Here is a 19,625-nt window from a genome sequence, read left to right on the forward strand (position 1 = left end):
ATGCAAAAAAGCACTGCTAATCTTAGCAATGCTTCTATATATTCCTTAGTCAATAACTTTAGCTGATGTCAATTCAATCGCATCAACTTGAATCCCCTGCTTAATCAATTTTTCACGCAAATCTGTTACATCTGCTTTGCCATCAATTTGAATCTCAATAGCTACCTTACCAGATCTACGTGTAGCAACTACTGTGCGCTTGATATTAAGGTTATCAGCAGAAATCGTGTCAACAATTTTAGCTAAAGTCCCAACAGTATCATCTGCCGTTATGATAACACGAACCCCTTCTTCCCCGTAACCTGAAACTTCAAGAAAAGCTTTAAACACATCTTTCTCAGTAATCACACCGAAAACTTGACCTGCCTCAACAACTGGGAGAATTCCAACTTGATTCTTCATCATAGCATAAACAGCATCTTCAAGGCTGGCATAAGGTGAAACTGTGACAACATCTCTAACCATAATATCTCGAATTTTTGTTTTATTTAACAAATAATTCATTTCATAAATAGAAAGTGTTGTCGCTTTTGAAGGACTTGCTTCAGCCATTGTTCTTTCAGTAACAACACCAACAAGTCTATCATTTTCAATAACTGGTAAGCGGCGTAATCCTTGTTCTCTCATCATATCAGCTGCATGGGCAACTGTTGTATCGGGTGATACATAGACAACTTTTTTTGTCATAAAATCTTTAACTGCCATAATTAATCTCCGCTTATTTTTCTTATATTTATTATATCACAAACTGCAAACGATTCCTAAAAAGGTGAAAAAGGCTGAAACAAGAAAGGGCAGACCTTTGTCCACCCTGTCATCAAGAACCGTTAAAAGTCTATTCTTATCCACCAAGATAAGCTTTACGGACTTCTTCAGATTCCAATAGTTCTTTACCTGTTCCAGAAAGAACAACTTTTCCTGTTTCTAACACATAGCCACGGTCAGCAATCGCTAGAGCTTTATTGGCATTTTGTTCAATTAGCAAGACTGTTGTTCCTTGTTTTTGAATATCTTGAATAATATCAAAAATTTCTTGGATAAAGATTGGCGCAAGCCCCATTGAAGGTTCATCAAGAAGCAACAATTTAGGTTGGCTCATCAAAGCACGTCCCATAGCAAGCATTTGTTGTTCACCACCTGAAAGTGTTGCTGCATCTTGCATCTTACGTTCTTCAAGACGTGGAAAACGATCAAAAACTTTCTTCAAATTCTTTTGATTTTCTTCACGGTCATTTCGTAAGAACGCACCAAGTTCAAGGTTTTCAAGGACAGTCAATCCTGGGAAGACGTGACGACCCTCAGGAACCTGAGACAAACCACCCGCGACAATTTTACGAGCTGGTTCTTTTTGAATTTCTTGCCCTAAAAACTCAATTTTACCAGCACTTGGGCGCACCAAACCAGAAATTGTTCGAAGAATTGAGGTTTTACCAGCACCATTTGCACCGATAAGAGTCACCACTTCTCCCTCATTAACTTCAAATGAAACGTCTTTTACAGCCTGGATAACGCCGTAATGAACTGATAAATTATCAACTTTTAACATTGCCATTATCCTTCACCTCCAAGATATGCTTCAATAACACGTTGATTTGTTTTAATTTCATCTGGTGTTCCATGAGCGATTAAACGTCCATATTCAAGAACATAAATGCGCTCAGTCACTTCCATAACAAGACTCATATCATGTTCGATAAGCATGATTGTAATATCAAATTCTTCTTTAATGCGACGAATCAATTGTGTTAATTCCGCTGTTTCTTGTGGGTTCATCCCTGCTGCGGGTTCATCCAAGAAAAGAATTTTAGGTTCTGTCGCAAGGGCACGAACAATTTCCAAACGACGTTGTTGTCCATAAGGAAGGTTTTTAGCCAAAGTTTCTGCATCCCCATCAAGGTCAAAAATAGCAAGAAGTTCCATTGCTTTTTGACGAAGTTTTGCTTCACTATGATAGAACTTAGGCAAACGAAGGAAACTTGCCAAAAGATGTGGATTATTTTGATTAGCCATACCAACAAGTACATTTTCCAAAACTGTCATATCCTTAAAGAGACGAATATTTTGAAAAGTACGTGAAAGCCCAAGCGATGCAATTTTATAAGGTTTCTTACCATTTAATAATGTACCGTCAAGAGAAACTGACCCTTCACTTGGCTCATAAACACCTGTCAAAAGATTGAAAAGCGTTGTTTTACCAGCACCGTTTGGTCCGATAAGCCCAACTAACTCACCTTTATCAAGGTGCATTGTCACATCACCAACAGCTGTCAAACCACCGAAATTTTTAGTTAGATTTTTAACATCAAGCAATGCCATTAGTGATTACCTCCTTTGCCTTTATTAAAGAATCGAGATAAGGTAAATTCTTTTGTCCCTAAAAGTCCACCTGGACGGAAAATCATGACTAAAATCAAAGCAAGTGAATAGATAATCATACGAAGGTTTGAAACATTTTGCAAGAACATGTTCAAAATTCCTAAAACAATAGCTGCTAGAATTGTTCCTGTAATTGAACCAAGACCACCTAAAACAGCGATGATTAAGTAATCAATTGACTTCATGATAGTAAAGTCTTTTGGTACAACCGTTCCGATGTAGCCAACATAAAGTGAACCAGCGATAGCTGAGATAATTGCCCCCATCACAAAAATCATAACTTTCATTTTAGTGACATTGACACCCATAGCTTCTGCTGCAATCTCATCTTCACGCACTGCAATGACTTGACGCCCAGTAGATGATCGCAAGAAATTCAAAATCAAAACGGTAACTCCTGCTACAAAGATAAAGATAACTGGCCATGATGTGTATGGCAAAATTCCTGTCAAACCAGCCGCACCATTTGTTAAATCACCACCATTAACGATAACGATACGGATGATTTCAGCCATACCAAGTGTTGCGATGGCAAGGTAGTCACCTTTCAAACGAAGTGTTGGCACACCAAAGACAAGAGCTACAAGAACAGCAATCACTACCCCAACAAGCATTGAGAAGTAAAAGCCACCATATGTTGGATTTTGCTGCGTGATAATGGCTGTCGCATAAGCACCGATTGCCATGAAACCAGCTTGTCCAAGAGTAAACTGACCTGAGAAACCAAGCACCAAGTTAGTCCCAAATCCCATCAAAATACTAATACCAATTCCCATTAAGATTTGGATATAGTAAAGGTTTAAAATATTGGTTTTGGTTAATAATTCAATGATTCCAAAAAGAACCACAATAATCGCAAGCCAAGAAAGGTTAAGTTTTAGATTCTTTTTCATTTTCTACACCTTCTCTTTCACATTTTTACCGAGGATACCAGCAGGTCTTACCAAAAGAATAATGATTAAGACAGCGTAAACAATAGCATCACGGTAGCTTGATAGGTTAACCGAAATTGATAAAGTCTCTAAAATACCAATCACAAATCCACCAAGAGCAGCACCTGGAATGATTCCAATACCACCAAGAACGGCAGCGACAAAGGCTTTAATACCAGGCGTCATCCCCATAAGCGGCTCAATTGAATTATAATAAAGTCCAATCAAAACACCAGCGGCTCCTGCAAGCGCTGAACCAAGGGCAAAGGTAAAACTAATTGTCGAATTAACATTAATCCCCATCAATTCAGCTGCATCACTATCGACTGATACCGCACGCATGGCTTTACCCATTTTTGTCTTTTGAACAATCAATTGCAAAGCAACCATCAAAACAAGTGAGACAAGCAAAATCAATAATTGAATGTTAGTCACCGTCACAGGACCAAGCTTATAGCTAACAATATCAATAGCTTGCGGGAATGAACGTGTATTGGCTCCCACAAAGAAAACCATACCGTATTCAAGCAAGAAAGAAACACCGATAGCTGTAATCAAGGCAGCAATACGAGTTGAGTGACGCAAAGGACGATAAGCCAAGAATTCAATAACCATTCCGATAAAGGCTGTCACAATCATTGTCACAATCAGCGCAAGCCAAAAATTCATATGAAGTGTGCTAATCGCATAGTATCCAATAAAAGCACCCAACATGTAAATATCGCCATGTGCAAAGTTAATTAATTTAATAATCCCATAAACCATGGTATAACCCAAGGCAAGCAAAGCATAAATACTTCCAAGAATAATACCATTAACCAGTTGTTGGGGAAATTGTTCTAAAAACATAAAATACCAAACTTTCTAGTCATGTGATATAAAAACAAATAACAAATCAAACGAGTTTTATTTTTTAATTTCAACGGCGTCTGCTGAAGCCTCAGCTCCATCTTTCATGGCAACCATCAAAGCTGTTTTGATTGGATTGTGTTTTTTATCAATGGTCATTGTACCAGTCACACCATCAAAATCTTTTAAGCTAGCAAGGTTATCAGCAATGTCAATTGATGTTTTAGCACCTTCTGCTGCTTTTGCAATCATGTAAACAGAATCATAAGAAAGCGCCGCAAACATATTTGGTTCTGAACCGTATTTAGCTTTATAAGCTTTAATAAAGTCTGTCGCCTTAGCTGAAAGTGCTGTTGTGGTTGAATAACCAGATACGTAGTAGACACCGTTTGTGTTTGCTTTACCAGCCAAATCACCAAAGCTATCATCATTGAAACCATCAGGTCCAAGAATTGGAACACTGATGCCCATATCACGCGCTTGTTTTGTGATAATACCAGTTTCAGTGTAATAACCAGGCATTACAATGGCATCATAATCCAAGTTTTTGATTTTTGTTAAAGCAGATTGGAAATCTTTATCTCCTGAAGCAAACGTAGCTGTTGTGACAATATCGCCTTGATATTTTTTCTTAAACTCTTCTGCAATCCCTTTAGCATAATCACTTGAATTGTCATAATAAAGGACAACTTTTTTAGCATTCAAATTACTATAAGCATACTGAGCTAAAACCTGACCTTGGAAACTATCTTGGAAAGTTGTACGGAAAACATATTTTTTAACACCATCAACCGTATCAAGCGTTAGGTCATCTTGAGTTCCACTTGGTGTTAACAAAGGAACTCCTGTTTTTTGGGCATTCAAACTTGCTGCAGCAACCGCACCTGAAGTCGCTGGGCCAATCATGGCATTTACTTGACTCTGGATAGCTAAGTTAGTTGCAGCTGTTGAAGCTTCTGCATTTTCTGACTTGTTGTCTTTTGTCACAAGCTCAATTTTTTTCCCATCAACTCCGCCAGCTTTATTAATCTCTTGAACAGCAAGTTTAACCCCGTTGTTTTCTGCATTACCATAAGCAGCAACTGTACCAGTCAATTCAAGATTAACCCCGACTTTAATCGTATCACCAATTGTTGTACCAGTAGCATTTGCAGTCACATCTGGAGACTTACTGCAAGCCGCTAAAGCGATTGAGGCTAAAAAAGTTAGCGCTGTTAGCGCAATCTTTTTATGCATAAGACGTTATCTCCTTATTTTCTAATAAAAAGTTTATTCAAAGAATATTGATTTTTCTGAAAATTTAAACTATTCTTCGACCACTTCTAAGTTATTCAAGATAGTATTATATCAGAAATGAGCCAAGTTGCCCACAAAATCTTGATCAATATTATCAATTTCTGATAAAGAAACGGCTTTCACAAATTTTAAGGCTGAAATTTCTTCAACAATATCCGCTGCTTCTTCTTTATTAACATATAAAACTTGATAATGTAATTTTCGTGAATGGTAAAGAACATCGCCGTATTTGTTTAATTTTCTAGCATCACGGTTATAGTACAAATAAACGATAATTCCCTGACGTTCCTGCTTTTCAAACATCTCTCTTTCCTCCCTTACTACAATTCTGATGGTGTGATTTATGTGGTGCCAAAGGCAAGCCTGTATCGACAAAAATCGTTGGTGAAATCACTGATGAAATTTCTTGAGTCAACTCTGCTAGAATCGTTTGAACAGCAACTTCATTTTGTCTTAATAAGCTAACCGTACGATTCAAATCAAGTTCTCTTTTTTTCTGCAATAGCTGACGACGTATCTCTTTTACTTCTGGACGAAAGGCTGCGTAATCTTTCACTTCCTCATAAGACTGCTTTAAGTCCTGAAATTCCGAAATACTTTCTTGTAAAGCCGTATCAGCTAAAAAAATCTTTTTAATCTCTAGATATGCCTGAACAGCGTCTAAAGCTAAAAAGGCTTTCGCAACCTCATCGATTGCCTCATCAATTTCAAATAAGTGTTCATCAATTGCCAACATAAATCGATTATACCACAATTAGCCGCAAATGTATCCCCGACCTGCTTACAGCAAAAAAGGGAGTGAGACAGGAATCGGTAGTTTCGCAGAAACTTGATTTCGTCGTCTCACCCCCGCAAGGTTGAGTAGGGTTGTAAAAGCTGATTTATCAGCGTATTAGAACCCACTCAACTACTGCGTCTTGTATATAAAGAAAGAAGCTGAACACTTTTGTCTCAGCCTCTACTTATTTATTAACAAATTAGTTCAATTCGTTGTTAACCATGATTTCATCGATGAAGCCATATTCAAGAGTTTCTTGAGCGCTCATCCAGTTATCACGTTCAGCATCAGCGTGAACTTTTTCCAAACTTTGACCTGAATTGTCAGCCAAAATTTGTTCCAAGTTTTGACGTGTTTTCAAAAGGTGTTCAGCAGCAATAGCCATATCGCTTTGTTGAGTACCGCCACCAGTACCACCCATTGGTTGGTGAATCATATATTCAGCGTTTGGCAACATGAATCGTTTACCTTTTGTACCTGATGAAGCAATGATTGTTCCCATTGATGCTGCCATACCCATAACGATAGTTTGAACATCTGATTTAATGAAGTTCATTGTATCTACAATAGCAAGACCAGCTGAAACTGATCCACCAGGTGTATTAACATAAAGGTAAATATCTTTTGTATTATCTTGTGCATCAAGGAACAATAGTTGAGCAATAATAGAATTTGCCATATTGTCTTCAACTGGTCCAGTCAGCATAATGATACGATCTTTCAAAAGACGTGAGTAAATATCATATGAGCGTTCACCGCGGCTTGTTTGTTCAATAACTACAGGAATCATATCGTTTCTCCTTTACTAGGCTAGAAAATCTTAGACTTAACAATCATCTCTATTTTTCTTGCCCTTGTTTTAAATATTAACCTGAGACTATTATAGTCAAATGGTCAAAAAAGGTCAAATGAAAAATTTTAATATTCGACTTTTTCCTGAAGTAAAACAATAGAACGGCTTTTTTTCGGTTGATAAATGGTCAAAAGGACACCGACAAAAATCAAAACCGTTCCCAAAAAAGCTAAACCACTCAGCCATTCTCCAAAGAAAATAAAAGCAAAAATAGCAGTGAAAATAGGTTCCAGTGTAAACATGATACTAGTAAACTCAGCGCTGACATACGATTGAACGATTGTCTGCATCACCCAACCATACGCTGAACAAATAAGAGCCAAGCCTAATACTGAAAACCAAACAATATTTGAATGTGGCAAAACAGGTGCTTCAAAAGCAAATGTTCCTATTAAAGCATACAAACTAGAAAAACCTAATTGCCAAATTCCTAGGCTCATCGGATCTACCTTCTCGACAAAGTGTTTAGAAAGAATAATGTAAACAGCATATAAAGTCGCAGATACCAAGCACATCACAGCACCAAGATTGAATTGTGACAAGTCAGCACCTGTTAAAAGATAAAGCCCTGATAAAACAATCAAAATCGCTATTATCGTTTTTGCATCAGGCATTTTTCGTGTCACAATAGCTCGTAAAGTGGGGACAATGACTACTGTTGTCGAAGCTAAAAATCCAGCAGTTGATGCTGAGGTAGCAACAACTCCAATAATCAAAAAATAAAAAACAGCAAATAATAATATTCCTGCAAAAGCACTATAAGTCATCAATTTCCAAGAAAATGTTTCTTTCAAATGGCGATAAAAAATTAATACTAAAGCCAAAAAAGCTAACCCACAACGCAGAGCTACTAATTCAATGGCTGGAATTTCAGAAGCCCCAAGCGCCATAAATAGATAAGACATCCCCCACGCAAGAGGAACACTCACTGAAAAAAGTTTAGCATGTTTTTGAACCATGAATTTCACCTCTCACTTCCTAATATCTTGTTTTATTATAAGGTGATATTGGATATAAGTAAAATTAAAGTATATAATAGAAACATAAGTTTTACTTATCGAAAGGTATCAATATGATTTCAAAATACGCTATTTTCTGCTCAGTTATTGAATTAGGGTCATTTACCAAAACCGCAGAGCAACTAAACTACTCACAAAGTGCTGTCAGCCAGACCATCAAAAATCTTGAAAAAGAAATTGGGACTTGCTTATTAACACGTGGTCATGAGGGGGTCAAATTAACCAAAGACGGCCAAGCTCTCTATCCCTACTTCCAGCAAATTGTTCAGGGGGAAAAGCAGCTAACCAAAAAAATCGAGGAATTACAAGGGCTCAATAAAGCTGAAATCCGTATTGGCATCTTCACCTCTGCTAGTCGAAATTTTATTTTACCCTTTATCAAAGACTTCAAAGCCAAACACCCTGCAGTCAATTTCGTTCTTAAGCAAGGGGATTATACCAGCATTCACCAGTGGCTAGATACTGGACAAGTTGATTTAGGATTCACGCATATTGATTATGTTGGACAACTTCAGTCGCATATCCTTTACCAGGATTGCCTTTACGCCGTTTTACCTAGTAAGCACCCATTGGCAAAACAAAATGAAGTTTCTCTTGCTGACTTAGCTAAAACTGAACTAATTCTTCTTGATGAAGGGGAAAACAGTTTGACACGCGCTGCCTTTGAAAAAGCCAAAATAACCCCAACATTCGCTTACGAAATTTATGACGACTACACTATTTTGGAGATGATTCGACAAGATTTAGGAGTTAGTCTTCTTTATGAAAATTTCCTTGACGGTTTAACACTTCAAGATTTAACCATTCGTCATATTACCGAAAAACCATTTAGAACTATCGTACTAGCATGGAAGAACCGACAAACTCTTCCTTTGGCAGCTCAGGAATTCGCTAAAACCATTTCAAGTAAAATGAACGATTAACTTATTAAAAAAGAAAAGGCTTGTGTTCCTTAAATAGAACGCAAACCTTTTTTATTAAGCCTTCAACTTATTATTTTGTACCAAACAAACGGTCACCAGCGTCACCAAGACCTGGTACGATGTAACCATTTTCGTTAAGATTTTCATCAAGAGCAGCTGTGTAGATATCGATATCTGGGTGAGCTTCTTGAAGAGCTTTAACACCTTCTGGAGCAGCTACTAGACAGATAAATTTGATGTTTGCAGCACCACGTTTTTTAAGTGAGTCAACAGCCAAAATTGCAGAACCACCAGTTGCAAGCATTGGGTCTACAACAAAGATTTGACGTTGATCGATATCTTCTGGTAATTTCACAAGATACTCAACTGGTTGCAAAGTTTCTTCGTCACGGTACATACCAATGTGACCAACTTTAGCCGCTGGAATAAGGCTCAAGAAACCATCAACCATACCGATACCAGCACGTAGGATAGGAACAATTGCTAATTTTTTACCAGTCAATTGTTTTTGAGTTGTTTTTGTGATAGGTGTTTCAATTTCAACATCTTCCAAAGGAAGGTCGCGAGAAACTTCATAACCCATAAGCATCGCGATTTCGTTAACCAATTCGCGGAAATCTTTAGTTGAAGTTGTTGTACGACGTAAAATTGACAATTTGTGTTGGATTAGCGGATGTGAGATAACTTGGAATTTTCCCATGATTGTACTCCTTTATACTGAATTTAGTTTAACCTTACCAATTATAGCAGAAAATAAGGAAATTTGCTAAAATTTTATGACGAATGTCACATTTTTTAGCAAAAATCGCCAAAAGCATCACAAAAAAGCAGGCGTCAGCCTGCTTTTTCTTATTTTCCAAAGGCCTTAGCAATGCGCTCGCTAGCTTCCTTAATGGTTTCAAAAGGCGTTGCTACATTTAAGCGTGCAAAAGTCTTGCCTTCTTTACCAAAATGCGCCCCATCATTTAAGACCACTTTGGCTTCTTTTTGCAATTTTTCCCCAAGTTCAGGTTGCTCAATATCATAAGCGGAGAAATCTAACCAGACCAGGTATGTTCCTTCTGGCTTCATAACCTTGATTTTAGTGTGTTCTTCTAGGTAATCTGTCAGATAGTCCACATTTTTTTCAATCACTTTTTTCAGTTCTTCTAACCAAGGTTTGCCATAGCTAAAAGCAGTTTCTGTGGTAATCATACCAATGGTTGGAACTTCATGTTGGTTATTAGCCAACTGCACACGTTGAAATTTTCGACGAAGGTCTGGATTTTGGATAATGGCAAAGCTGTTTTTGGTACCAGCAATATTAAAAGTTTTTGTAGCTGAGGCCAAAATAATCGCAAAATCTTTAAAGGCGTCATCAACAGTATTGAAGGAATGATGCTTGTGGCCAAACAGTGCCAAATCTTGATGAATCTCATCAGAAATTAAAATCACACCATGCTTACGACAAATCTCACCAATCTTTTGCAATTCATCACTTGACCAGACTCGTCCACCAGGATTATGTGGACTACAAAAAACATAAAGTTTAACTTGATTGTCTACGATGTCTTTTTCCAGTTGATCAAAATCAATCTCAAAATGCCCATTTTTAATCTGCAAAGAATTTTCAACCAACTTACGGTCATTAAGACGGATAGTTCTAGCAAAAGGATAATAGACAGGTGAGTTAATCAATACTGCATCACCTTTTTCAGTAAATGCCTGAATGGCTACCGAAATGGCAGGTACTACACCATCAATAAAAGAAATCTCTTCCTTTTTAATCCCATAGCCGTGCTCTTCTTTTTCCCAATCAATGACAGCTTGGTAAAGAGAATCTTTAAAATAATTATAGCCAAAAATGTGTTCTTGACCGTAATCGATAATAGCTTGTTTGATTTCTGGAACTGGCAAAAAATCCATATCTGCCACCCATAATTGAAGCAAATCGAGATTGTTTTCTGAGCTCTGCCATTTGTAAGTAAATTGTTTCAAACGATTTGGTCTAGTTGTAAAATCATATTTTCCCATACTATCCCTCCAAGGCATTTTTTAAGTCGTCAATCAAATCCTCAACATCTTCGATACCGATTGACAAGCGCAGCAAATCATTCGTCAAGCCATAAGATAAGCGAACATCTTCTGGAATATCAGCATGGGTTTGTGTTCTTGGGTAGGTAATCAAACTTTCCACACCACCAAGACTTTCTGCAAAAGTGATGATTTGAAGGCTATTAATGATATAAGGAATTTTTTCTTCATCAACTACTTTAAAAGAAATCATACCACCTTTTCCAGTATAAAGCACCTCTTTAACAGCTGGTGAGTTTTTCAAATACTTCACAATAGCATGAGCATTCTCAGTAGCTTTTTCCATGCGAAGTTTGAGCGTCTTAAGTCCTCGCATCAGCATGTAAGAGTCAAAAGGAGATAGGGTTGGTCCTGTCGTATTAAGGTTATAAAAGAGCTTATCATAAATGACTTGGTCACTGGTAATCACCACACCAGCCAATACGTCGTTATGCCCTGCTAAATATTTTGTCGCAGAATGCACCACGATATCCGCACCAAGCTCAATTGGATTTTGGTAAATCGGACTATAAAAGGTGTTATCTACCACTAACTTAGCACCATTTGCATGAGCAACTTCAGCAACCTTAGCGATATCAAATTCAATCATCAAGGGATTAGTTGGTGTTTCAAGGTAGACAATGTCAGTCTCTTCAGTAATTGCAGCTAGAAGCTTCTCTTGTGTGTTGGCATAAGTAAAAACAAAGCGTCCTTCTTTTTCTTTGTCATTAAACCAACGAAAGGAACCGCCATACAAATCACGCGCAGCAACCACCTTTGCTCCAACAGGAAAAATTTCAAGCGCTAAAACAATAGCACTCATGCCTGATGAAGTCGCTAAGGCATAATCAGCTTTTTCAATTGCTGCAAGGGTCTTTTCAAGGGTTGCGCGTGTCGGATTTTTAGTTCTCGTGTAATCAAAGCCCGTTGATTTTCCAAACTCTGGATGCTGATAGGTTGTTGAAAAATGAATCGGTGCTGCAAGAGCTCCTGTTGCTTCATCCGACTTAATACCAGCATGGGCTAAAATCGTAGCCAATCGACAGTCACTTGTCATAATAGTCCCCCTTCTCATCTCAAAACATAACGTTCATTCAAAATTTATAAACTATATTCTAACATTTATTCTCAAAAATTAGTGTGCTTTTGCTATTCTAATTACTGATAGTTAGCTATAAGAAAAAACTATATCTTATTAAATTAAAAACAGCCCAATGGACTTGATTCGCTTTTCTATTTTCTGGTTCATGAAAAAACAGCCCAGTGGACCTTAATCGCTTCCCTATTTTCAGGCTCATGAAAAAACAGCCCAGTGGGCTTAATTCGCTCTTCTATTTTCGGGCTCATGAAAAAACAGCCCAGTGGGCTGTTTTTTTATTCTAAATGGAATTTTTTACGTAGTGTTTTTGCTTTACTGCCAATTAATTTATCAAGAAGGTGTGTTGCTAAGGCTAGGAATCCATAGACAGCAACTCCAAGTGCTCCCATAAGAACAAGGTAAATCACACTACCAAGACGAGTGGTTGGACTGATGATAAAGTGAAGTCCAAATGTTCCTAGTGCAACAACAATTCCCATGATAGCCGTCAAAATGCAAACCAATAGAATGCCACGCCACAAGGCTTTACGATTAAACTGTGTTACGGCATGAATTTGATTGAACATCAAAATAATTGGAATCATCAATCCAATTGCTGTTGATATAAGTGGTCCATATGCTTTGAATAAAAAGATAAATGGCACTTGTAAAACAATCTTAACTACCAAACCATAAGCAAAATAATTGATGGCTTTGCGATTTTCAAAAAGAGCTTGTAGCATTGGTGCAAGCAAACTATAAAGAGCTAAGAAAATAACTTGAACCAAAGCTACAACAAATAGCCATAGGGCATCATTATTTGGTGCACCATAGAAAAGAGTGTAAAGTGGCTGTGCCAAAATAATAGCTCCCATCATTGCCGGCAAAAGCACCATGCACAACATCTGCAAACTATTAATCACCAAATGAGCAGCAGCTTTTTTATCTTTATTAACAAAATTCTCTGTCAAAAGCGGAATCCCTGCACCACCAATCGCAGTCGCAAGCGAGATTAAAATCATTGTTACCTTGTTTGGGTTACTTGATAAGTAAGCATACAAGATTTGCAATTCTTTCAAACTATGTGAAGTGAAAAGTTTCATTGAGTTAATGAAAGACCATTGGTCAACCAATTGGAATAATTGGATGGCTGCACCCGTAATGATAAATGGGATAGCTTCTTTTACGGTTTCAATGATAATGGCATTAGCATCAATGTCAATTTCCTCAGTTTCCTTCGCTAAAATAGCTTGAAGTTTTCCTTCCTTCCAAAGGAAGAAAATCAAAACCATGACGCTGGCAATCATTCCAATGAAAGCTGCAAATGTTGATTGAACAACCGCTGAAACGTAATCTCCAGAACCAATTTTCATAATCATGAAGGCTGTCAATAACATCCAAATCACACGGATAACTTGCTCAGCAATTTGGCTCATGGCGTAAGGTTTTAGATTATTAAATCCTTGGAAAAAGCCACGAAGAACACTCATAGATGGGAAAAGGAGAACCGCCCATGCTAGGCTCTGCATGACACGAATCAAATCTTCTCCACCGCCACTCCATGCGGCTTGAATTGGTGCACCGACGTACATAATCGCTGCAAAAATAAAACCAAGCACCAAGGTTAATTTTAAAATTTTTCGTAAGAGATAGTAACTAGTCTCTTCTTGCCCAAGCGTGTTATATTTGGAAACTTGCTTTGCAATAGCAACTGGAATCCCTGCTGTTGAAATCAGTAGAAAAACAGCGTAGATATTGTAGCCCATTCCAAAAAGAGCATTGGCTTGCTCGGCATGCGTTCCCATCCAAGCGTACCAAGGAATAATGTAGAAGGCACCCAAGAGACGACTGATGAAGTTTGAAGCTGTTAACCAAGCAGCTCCACGCACCATCTGCTGTTGCTGTGTCACGTTTGTTTTGTTTTCAGACATAGTATTCTTCCTAATTTTAAAAATAAGCGTTACATTTTATTATAAACTTTTGCTTGTGACTTGTAAAACATAGACATTAAGTCTAAAATAGAGTGTATGATTACACTTGAAAAAACCCTCGAAATTCTGAAAAAAGACCATAATTTCCGCGAAATCATCTTCCACAATCATTACAGTCTAACTTGGAAGGAAAATCCTAGCTTTTCAAAAATCAGTTTTGACAGTCGTGATGTCGACAGTTCAACACTTTTCTTTGCTAAAGGGGCAACTTTTAAAAAAGAATACCTTGAACAAGCTATCCAAAAAGGCTTACCTTTTTATGTCAGCCAAGTTGATTACGAACTTGATATTCCTGCGATTATCGTAACAGATATCAAAAAAGCCATGAGCTTGATTGCTATGGAATTCTACGGTCACCCCGAAGAAAAATTAAAAATCATTGCCTTTACTGGAACTAAAGGGAAAACAACAGCGGCTTACTTTACTTACAACATTTTAAAACAAAGCCATAAACCTGCCATGTTTTCAACAATGAACACAACGCTTGATGGTAAGACATTCTTCAAATCAAAATTAACCACACCTGAAAGTCTTGACCTCTTCAAAATGATGGCAACTGCTGTTGATAATGGCATGACACACCTCATCATGGAAGTATCTAGCCAAGCTTATCTTGTTGATCGTGTTTACGGCTTAACTTTTGATGTCGGAGCATTTCTTAATATCAGTCCAGACCACATTGGACCGATTGAACACCCAACATTTGAAGATTACTTCTACCACAAGCGTCTGTTGATGGCAAATAGCAAGGCTGTTGTTGTCAATGCTGGTATGGATCATTTTAAAGTTGTTGCTGAGCAAGTGGCTGACCTTCCGCATGATTTTTACGGTAAGGATTCTGATAATACTATTGAAAATGGCAGAGCTTTTGACTTTGACGTGACAGGAAAACTAGCTGGACATTACGACATTCAACTCATTGGTTCCTTTAACCAAGAAAATGCACTAGCTGCAGGTCTCGCTTGTCTTCGTTTAGGGACAAGCCCTGAAGACATCAAAAAAGGAATCGCTGAAACAAGCGTGCCAGGTCGTATGGAAGTTATTACTCAGGCAAATGGTGCCAAAGTTTTCGTTGACTACGCTCACAACGGTGATAGCCTTGAAAAATTATTATCTGTTGTTGAAGAACATCAAGCTGGAAATCTTCACCTCATTCTAGGAGCGACTGGTAATAAAGGTGAAAGTCGCCGCGCTGACTTTGCTCGTGTGATTAACGCTCACCCAAATCTTCAAGTCATCCTAACCGCTGATGACCCTAACTACGAAGACCCTAAAGCTATTGCAGACGAGATTGCCAGCCAAGTCAATCGACCACTTGAAATCGAAGTCGACCGTGAAAAAGCTATCGCAAAAGCTATGTCACTCACTCAAACCGCTGATGATGCGGTTATCATTGCTGGTAAAGGTGCTGACGCTTACCAAATCGTTAACGGTGAACGCACAGCTTATGCTGGTGATATGAACATCGCCAAAAAATACCTTAACTAAAACGATTACAATTACTATTTAGAATTATTCTAATTAATTAAAATTTTATAAAAATATTTTAAAAAAAGGCTTTTCAGAGGCCTTTTTTCTTGTTACAATGAAAAAACAATTCTCGATTTTTTTGAGACTTGTAACCACATTCATTTTTTCGAGAAAGAAGGCCATCATGTCAGAAATTCGTGCTGAACATATCACTATTGCTTATGATGATAAAACGATTATTCAGGATTTATCAACCAAGATAGCTAACGGGAAAATCACTACAATCATCGGGGCAAATGGCTGCGGTAAATCAACCTTACTAAAGGCTTTGACGCGGATTCAAGCGGTAAAAACTGGGCAAATCTTAATTGACGGCAAAGCCATCGCTGACTTGCCAACCAAAGAAATTGCAAAGCAAATTGCCCTGCTCCCACAAATGCTTGAAGCTACTGAAGGCATTAGCGTCTATGAACTCGTATCCTATGGACGTTTTCCTCACCAAAGTTATTTTGGGCAATTAACCGATGAAGACAAGGCTAAGATCAAGTGGGCAATGGAAATGACCAAAATCACTGACCTTGCTAATAAAAAAGTCGATGCTTTATCAGGTGGGCAACGCCAACGTGTCTGGATTGCCATGGCATTAGCTCAAGATACTGAGACGATTTTTCTTGATGAACCGACAACTTACCTAGATATGAATCATCAATTGGAAATTTTGGAATTGCTGAAAAAACTTAACCAAGAAGCCCATAAAACCATCATCATGGTTTTGCACGATTTGAATTTATCAGCGCGTTTTTCTGATAACTTAATTGCCATGAAAAACGGTGCTATTTGCTATCACGGTCAGGTTGAAGAAATAATGACCACTGACATTTTAAGAAATATTTTTAGCATCGAGGCACGGATCGTTCGAGATCCGATTCATAACTGTCCTATTTTGCTGACTTATCAGCTCACATAAATTTCAGGAGACCTTAGACATGAAAAAGTTTTTTGTCGCTTTAACAACATTTCTAGCAACGCTTATGCTGGTTGCTTGTCAAAATAACTCATCAACTTCAGATAGTACTGAACTATCAAGCATGCCTAAAATCACAGGATTTTCTTATCAAGGCGATATTCCTAAAAATCCTAAAAAAGTCGTTAACTTTGCTTACTCTTACACTGGCTACCTTCTTGAACTAGGCGTTAATGTGTCTAGTTACTCACTAGATTTAGAAAAAAATAGTCCTGCTTTTGGAAATGAATTAGCTGACGCGGTGAAATTAACCTCAGATGATACCGAAGCAATCGCTGCGCAAGAGCCAGACCTCATCATTGCTTTTTCAACTGATGAACACCTCAAAGAGTTAAAAGATATTGCTCCCGTCTTAGTTATTGAATATGGTAAGAGCGATTATCTTGAAATGATGACTAATCTTGGAAAAGTCTTTGGCAAAGAAGACAAAGCTCAGAAATGGCTTGATAGTTGGAAAACGAAAACCGCTAAAGCTAAAGAAGAACTTTCACCATACCTTGATGCCTCAACAAGCTTCACTGTTATGGATTTTTATGACAAAGCTATCTACCTCTATGGTAATAACTGGGGGCGCGGAGGTGAATTAATTTACGATTCACTTGGCTTTTCTGCTCCTGAAACTGTTAAAAAAGATGTCTTCTCAGCTGGTTGGTTTGGCATTTCACAAGAAGTACTTGCCGATTATGTCGGTGACTACCTTGTGCTCAATGTCAGCAAAGATACCAAAGACGCTGCTGCTTCTCTAAAAGAAAGTGATATTTGGAAAAATATTCCAGCGGTTAAAAATCAAAAAGTACTTGAAGTTGACGAAAATCTCTTCTACTTCTCTGACCCAATGTCACTTGATAAACAATTAGAAACTTTCACAGCAGCCATTAAAAAAGCCAACAGCTGATGATTATGACTCCCTTCTCTGAAAAAGGAAATCTCATGAAAGAAACTAACTTTCTTATTCAGAAAAATAAGCCAAGTCGACCTTGGCTTGTTTTTTTCAGCATTGCAATACTTTTTATTCTGGGCTGTTATTTAAGCCTGCGTTTTGGGGCGGTTGCTTACACTAATCAGCAAGTCTTTAGTGTTTTAAGAGCACCGTTAACTGATTCAAACCTACAAGACGTGATTTTTGATTTGCGGTTGCCAAGAATCCTTGCTGCTATTTTAGTTGGGGCGGCTATGGCTCAATCTGGTAGCATCATCCAAGGGGTGACAAGAAATCCCATTGCTGACCCTGGACTTCTTGGAATTAATGCAGGAGCAGGGCTAGCCTTGATTGCTGGTTATGCCATTTTTGGCAGCATGCACTACAGCATGACGCTCTTGCTTTGTCTGATTGGTGCTAGTCTTTCTGCTTGCTTGATTTTTGGGATTAGCTACCATCCTCAAAAAGGCTACCAGCAAACCCGACTTATTTTAGCGGGAGCTATGATTTCGACTCTCTTTTCATCTTTAGGTCAAGCTTTCAGCTTATATTTTGATTTGTCAAAAGCTGTGATTGGCTGGCAAGCTGGTGGACTCGCTCAGACCAATTGGAAAATACTTGCCATCATTGCTCCTTTTATCCTAGTCGGTCTGGTCTTAGCGCAGCTAATGGCTCATCAATTGACCATTCTCTGCCTTGATGAAACCGTCGCTAAAGCTTTAGGACAAAAAACGCTAGCTACTACCATTAGTCTGCTCAGCATTATTCTTATTCTATCAGCAGCTGCTGTTGCTTTGGTGGGAAGTCTTGCATTTCTTGGTTTGATTATTCCTCATTTTATAAAACTCTTTGTCGCTAAAGATTATCGTATTATTCTTCCACTTACGGCATTTGCTGGCGCGACTTTCATGGTTTGGGTTGATTTGCTTAGTCGAGTCATCAATCCTCCAGCCGAAACACCTCTTAGCGCCATTATCAGCATTGTTGGGCTTCCTTGCTTTCTTTGGTTGGTCAGAAAGGGGGAAAATCTATGACGTCTAAGCAAAAACGAGCAAGCCAATTACTTCTCCTTCTTCTTAGCTTGCTAGTTATTTTCCTACTTTCTTTATCCATTGGCTACGCTAATACCTCCTTTATTAAAGTCCTTCAAGTCTTTTTGGGGCAAGCTGACACTACAATGTCTTTGATTATTTTCAAAATCAGGCTTCCTCGTATCTTAGCTTGTATGCTTGGTGGAGCTTCTCTTGCCATGTCAGGAGTCTTGTTGCAAACCCTAACTAAAAATCCTCTGGCTGATTCTGGAATTTTGGGAATTAATGCGGGAGCTGGCTTAGTCATTGCTATGATGGTTGGCGTGCTAGATATCACAAATCTTACTAACCTAACACTCATGCCTTTCTTAGCCATGCTTGGTGGTTTCTTAACAATCAGCATTGTCTACGCCGTTTCTCACCGTAAAAATCAGCCAATTCAACCAACTCGCTTAATCATTTCAGGTGTAGGGATATCAAGTTTGCTTTCAGGTGTTATGGTGTCTGTTGTTGCCAATCTTGATATCGGGAAAACCGATTATGTCGTCTCATGGTTAAGTGGCAAAGTAAGCGGTGGAAACTGGCAATTACTGGCTATCATGTCACCTCTTCTAGGGATTATTTGGGGAATAACTGTATGGCGCAGCTACCGTCTAAACATGATGATGTTTAGCCAAGAAACGAGCATCACTCTCGGTCTTGACCTAAAAAAAGAACGACTTTGGACTCTTACGCTCTCAACATCTTTAGCCGCATTTAGCGTTGTGCTGGTGGGGAACATTACTTTTGTCGGCTTACTTTCTGGTCACATCACGCGCCGCTTATTTGGAAATGACCACCGAATCGTCCTACCTGCTAGCATGCTGATTGGTATGATTTTAATGCTGATTGCAGATACCATCGGACGAAGCCTGCTTGTCGGGACAGGTATTCCAACAGGACTGATTATTTCAGTGATTGGAGCCCCTTATTTTCTTTATCTCATGATAAAAACAGCAACATAAAAATCTGGGCACTCCCCAGATTTTTTTGCT

General features: G+C 38.3%; 20 protein-coding genes. 6 read left to right on the forward strand and 14 right to left on the reverse strand.

Annotated elements, in window-relative coordinates:
* Positions 1–45: 45 nt before the first annotated feature.
* From GPZ88_RS02195 to GPZ88_RS02240, 10 genes are all read right to left on the reverse strand, one after another.
* On the reverse strand, positions 46–705 hold the full coding sequence (locus GPZ88_RS02195) for a CBS domain-containing protein (protein ID WP_166043244.1): 660 nt from the start codon (positions 703–705) through the stop codon (positions 46–48).
* 136 nt (positions 706–841) lie between these two features.
* Positions 842–1,552, reverse strand: coding sequence for an ABC transporter ATP-binding protein (locus GPZ88_RS02200; protein ID WP_024343676.1), 711 nt, complete (start codon positions 1,550–1,552; stop codon positions 842–844).
* On the reverse strand, positions 1,552–2,316 hold the full coding sequence (locus GPZ88_RS02205) for an ABC transporter ATP-binding protein (RefSeq protein WP_039696427.1): 765 nt from the start codon (positions 2,314–2,316) through the stop codon (positions 1,552–1,554). The genes GPZ88_RS02200 and GPZ88_RS02205 overlap by 1 nt, the downstream gene beginning before the upstream one ends.
* A complete protein-coding gene (locus GPZ88_RS02210; RefSeq protein WP_166043246.1) occupies positions 2,316–3,269 on the reverse strand; it encodes a branched-chain amino acid ABC transporter permease in 954 nt (317 codons plus the stop codon). Before GPZ88_RS02210 ends, GPZ88_RS02205 begins: the two co-directional genes overlap by 1 nt.
* Before the next feature lie 3 nt (positions 3,270–3,272).
* Positions 3,273–4,157 carry a branched-chain amino acid ABC transporter permease gene (locus GPZ88_RS02215; protein ID WP_039696425.1) on the reverse strand — a complete coding sequence of 295 codons (885 nt, stop codon included), beginning with the start codon at positions 4,155–4,157 and terminating at the stop codon, positions 3,273–3,275.
* 57 nt (positions 4,158–4,214) lie between these two features.
* Positions 4,215–5,393 carry an ABC transporter substrate-binding protein gene (locus GPZ88_RS02220; protein WP_074799060.1) on the reverse strand — a complete coding sequence of 393 codons (1,179 nt, stop codon included), beginning with the start codon at positions 5,391–5,393 and terminating at the stop codon, positions 4,215–4,217.
* A gap of 111 nt (positions 5,394–5,504) precedes the next feature.
* Positions 5,505–5,756 (reverse strand): YlbG family protein, encoded by a 252-nt coding sequence (locus GPZ88_RS02225; protein WP_020917301.1) that lies wholly within the window; start codon positions 5,754–5,756, stop codon positions 5,505–5,507.
* Complete coding sequence (locus GPZ88_RS02230) at positions 5,749–6,189, reverse strand: YlbF/YmcA family competence regulator (RefSeq protein WP_039696424.1); 441 nt, start codon at positions 6,187–6,189, stop codon at positions 5,749–5,751. The genes GPZ88_RS02225 and GPZ88_RS02230 overlap by 8 nt, the downstream gene beginning before the upstream one ends.
* Before the next feature lie 241 nt (positions 6,190–6,430).
* Entirely contained in the window at positions 6,431–7,021 is a 591-nt protein-coding gene (locus GPZ88_RS02235) for an ATP-dependent Clp protease proteolytic subunit (protein ID WP_039696423.1), read from the reverse strand.
* 128 nt (positions 7,022–7,149) lie between these two features.
* A complete protein-coding gene (locus GPZ88_RS02240; protein WP_157629291.1) occupies positions 7,150–8,043 on the reverse strand; it encodes a DMT family transporter in 894 nt (297 codons plus the stop codon).
* A 113-nt stretch (positions 8,044–8,156) separates the two neighbouring features.
* On the opposite strand from GPZ88_RS02240, the gene GPZ88_RS02245 reads away from it, so the two are divergent.
* The gene (locus tag GPZ88_RS02245) at positions 8,157–9,026 is read left to right on the forward strand and encodes a LysR family transcriptional regulator (protein WP_074626285.1); all 870 of its coding nucleotides are present in this window, start codon (positions 8,157–8,159) and stop codon (positions 9,024–9,026) included.
* A gap of 70 nt (positions 9,027–9,096) precedes the next feature.
* Here the strand turns inward: GPZ88_RS02245 and upp are convergent, their stop codons facing one another.
* The 4 genes from upp to GPZ88_RS02265 all read right to left on the reverse strand — a co-directional run bounded on the left by upp (position 9,097) and on the right by GPZ88_RS02265 (position 14,087).
* The gene (upp, locus tag GPZ88_RS02250; RefSeq protein WP_166043247.1) at positions 9,097–9,726 is read right to left on the reverse strand and encodes a uracil phosphoribosyltransferase; all 630 of its coding nucleotides are present in this window, start codon (positions 9,724–9,726) and stop codon (positions 9,097–9,099) included.
* 149 nt (positions 9,727–9,875) lie between these two features.
* Entirely contained in the window at positions 9,876–11,039 is a 1,164-nt protein-coding gene (locus GPZ88_RS02255) for a MalY/PatB family protein (RefSeq protein ID WP_166043249.1), read from the reverse strand.
* A 1-nt stretch (position 11,040) separates the two neighbouring features.
* Complete coding sequence (locus GPZ88_RS02260) at positions 11,041–12,135, reverse strand: cystathionine gamma-synthase (RefSeq protein ID WP_158914367.1); 1,095 nt, start codon at positions 12,133–12,135, stop codon at positions 11,041–11,043.
* Between the two features lie 317 nt (positions 12,136–12,452).
* Entirely contained in the window at positions 12,453–14,087 is a 1,635-nt protein-coding gene (locus GPZ88_RS02265; RefSeq protein WP_166043251.1) for a putative polysaccharide biosynthesis protein, read from the reverse strand.
* Between the two features lie 96 nt (positions 14,088–14,183).
* On the opposite strand from GPZ88_RS02265, the gene GPZ88_RS02270 reads away from it, so the two are divergent.
* From GPZ88_RS02270 to GPZ88_RS02290, 5 genes are all read left to right on the forward strand, one after another.
* Complete coding sequence (locus tag GPZ88_RS02270) at positions 14,184–15,635, forward strand: UDP-N-acetylmuramoyl-L-alanyl-D-glutamate--L-lysine ligase (RefSeq protein WP_074560778.1); 1,452 nt, start codon at positions 14,184–14,186, stop codon at positions 15,633–15,635.
* Positions 15,636–15,801: 166 nt separating this feature from the next.
* The gene (locus GPZ88_RS02275) at positions 15,802–16,584 is read left to right on the forward strand and encodes an ABC transporter ATP-binding protein (protein ID WP_039696416.1); all 783 of its coding nucleotides are present in this window, start codon (positions 15,802–15,804) and stop codon (positions 16,582–16,584) included.
* Positions 16,585–16,603: 19 nt separating this feature from the next.
* A complete protein-coding gene (locus GPZ88_RS02280) occupies positions 16,604–17,536 on the forward strand; it encodes an ABC transporter substrate-binding protein (RefSeq protein ID WP_039696415.1) in 933 nt (310 codons plus the stop codon).
* A gap of 35 nt (positions 17,537–17,571) precedes the next feature.
* Complete coding sequence (locus GPZ88_RS02285; RefSeq protein ID WP_166043252.1) at positions 17,572–18,594, forward strand: FecCD family ABC transporter permease; 1,023 nt, start codon at positions 17,572–17,574, stop codon at positions 18,592–18,594.
* The gene (locus tag GPZ88_RS02290) at positions 18,591–19,595 is read left to right on the forward strand and encodes a FecCD family ABC transporter permease (protein ID WP_166043253.1); all 1,005 of its coding nucleotides are present in this window, start codon (positions 18,591–18,593) and stop codon (positions 19,593–19,595) included. The genes GPZ88_RS02285 and GPZ88_RS02290 overlap by 4 nt, the downstream gene beginning before the upstream one ends.
* Positions 19,596–19,625 lie beyond the last annotated feature (30 nt).

Source organism: Streptococcus ruminicola, assembly GCF_011387195.1.
Taxonomy (GTDB): Bacteria; Bacillota; Bacilli; order Lactobacillales; family Streptococcaceae; genus Streptococcus; species Streptococcus ruminicola.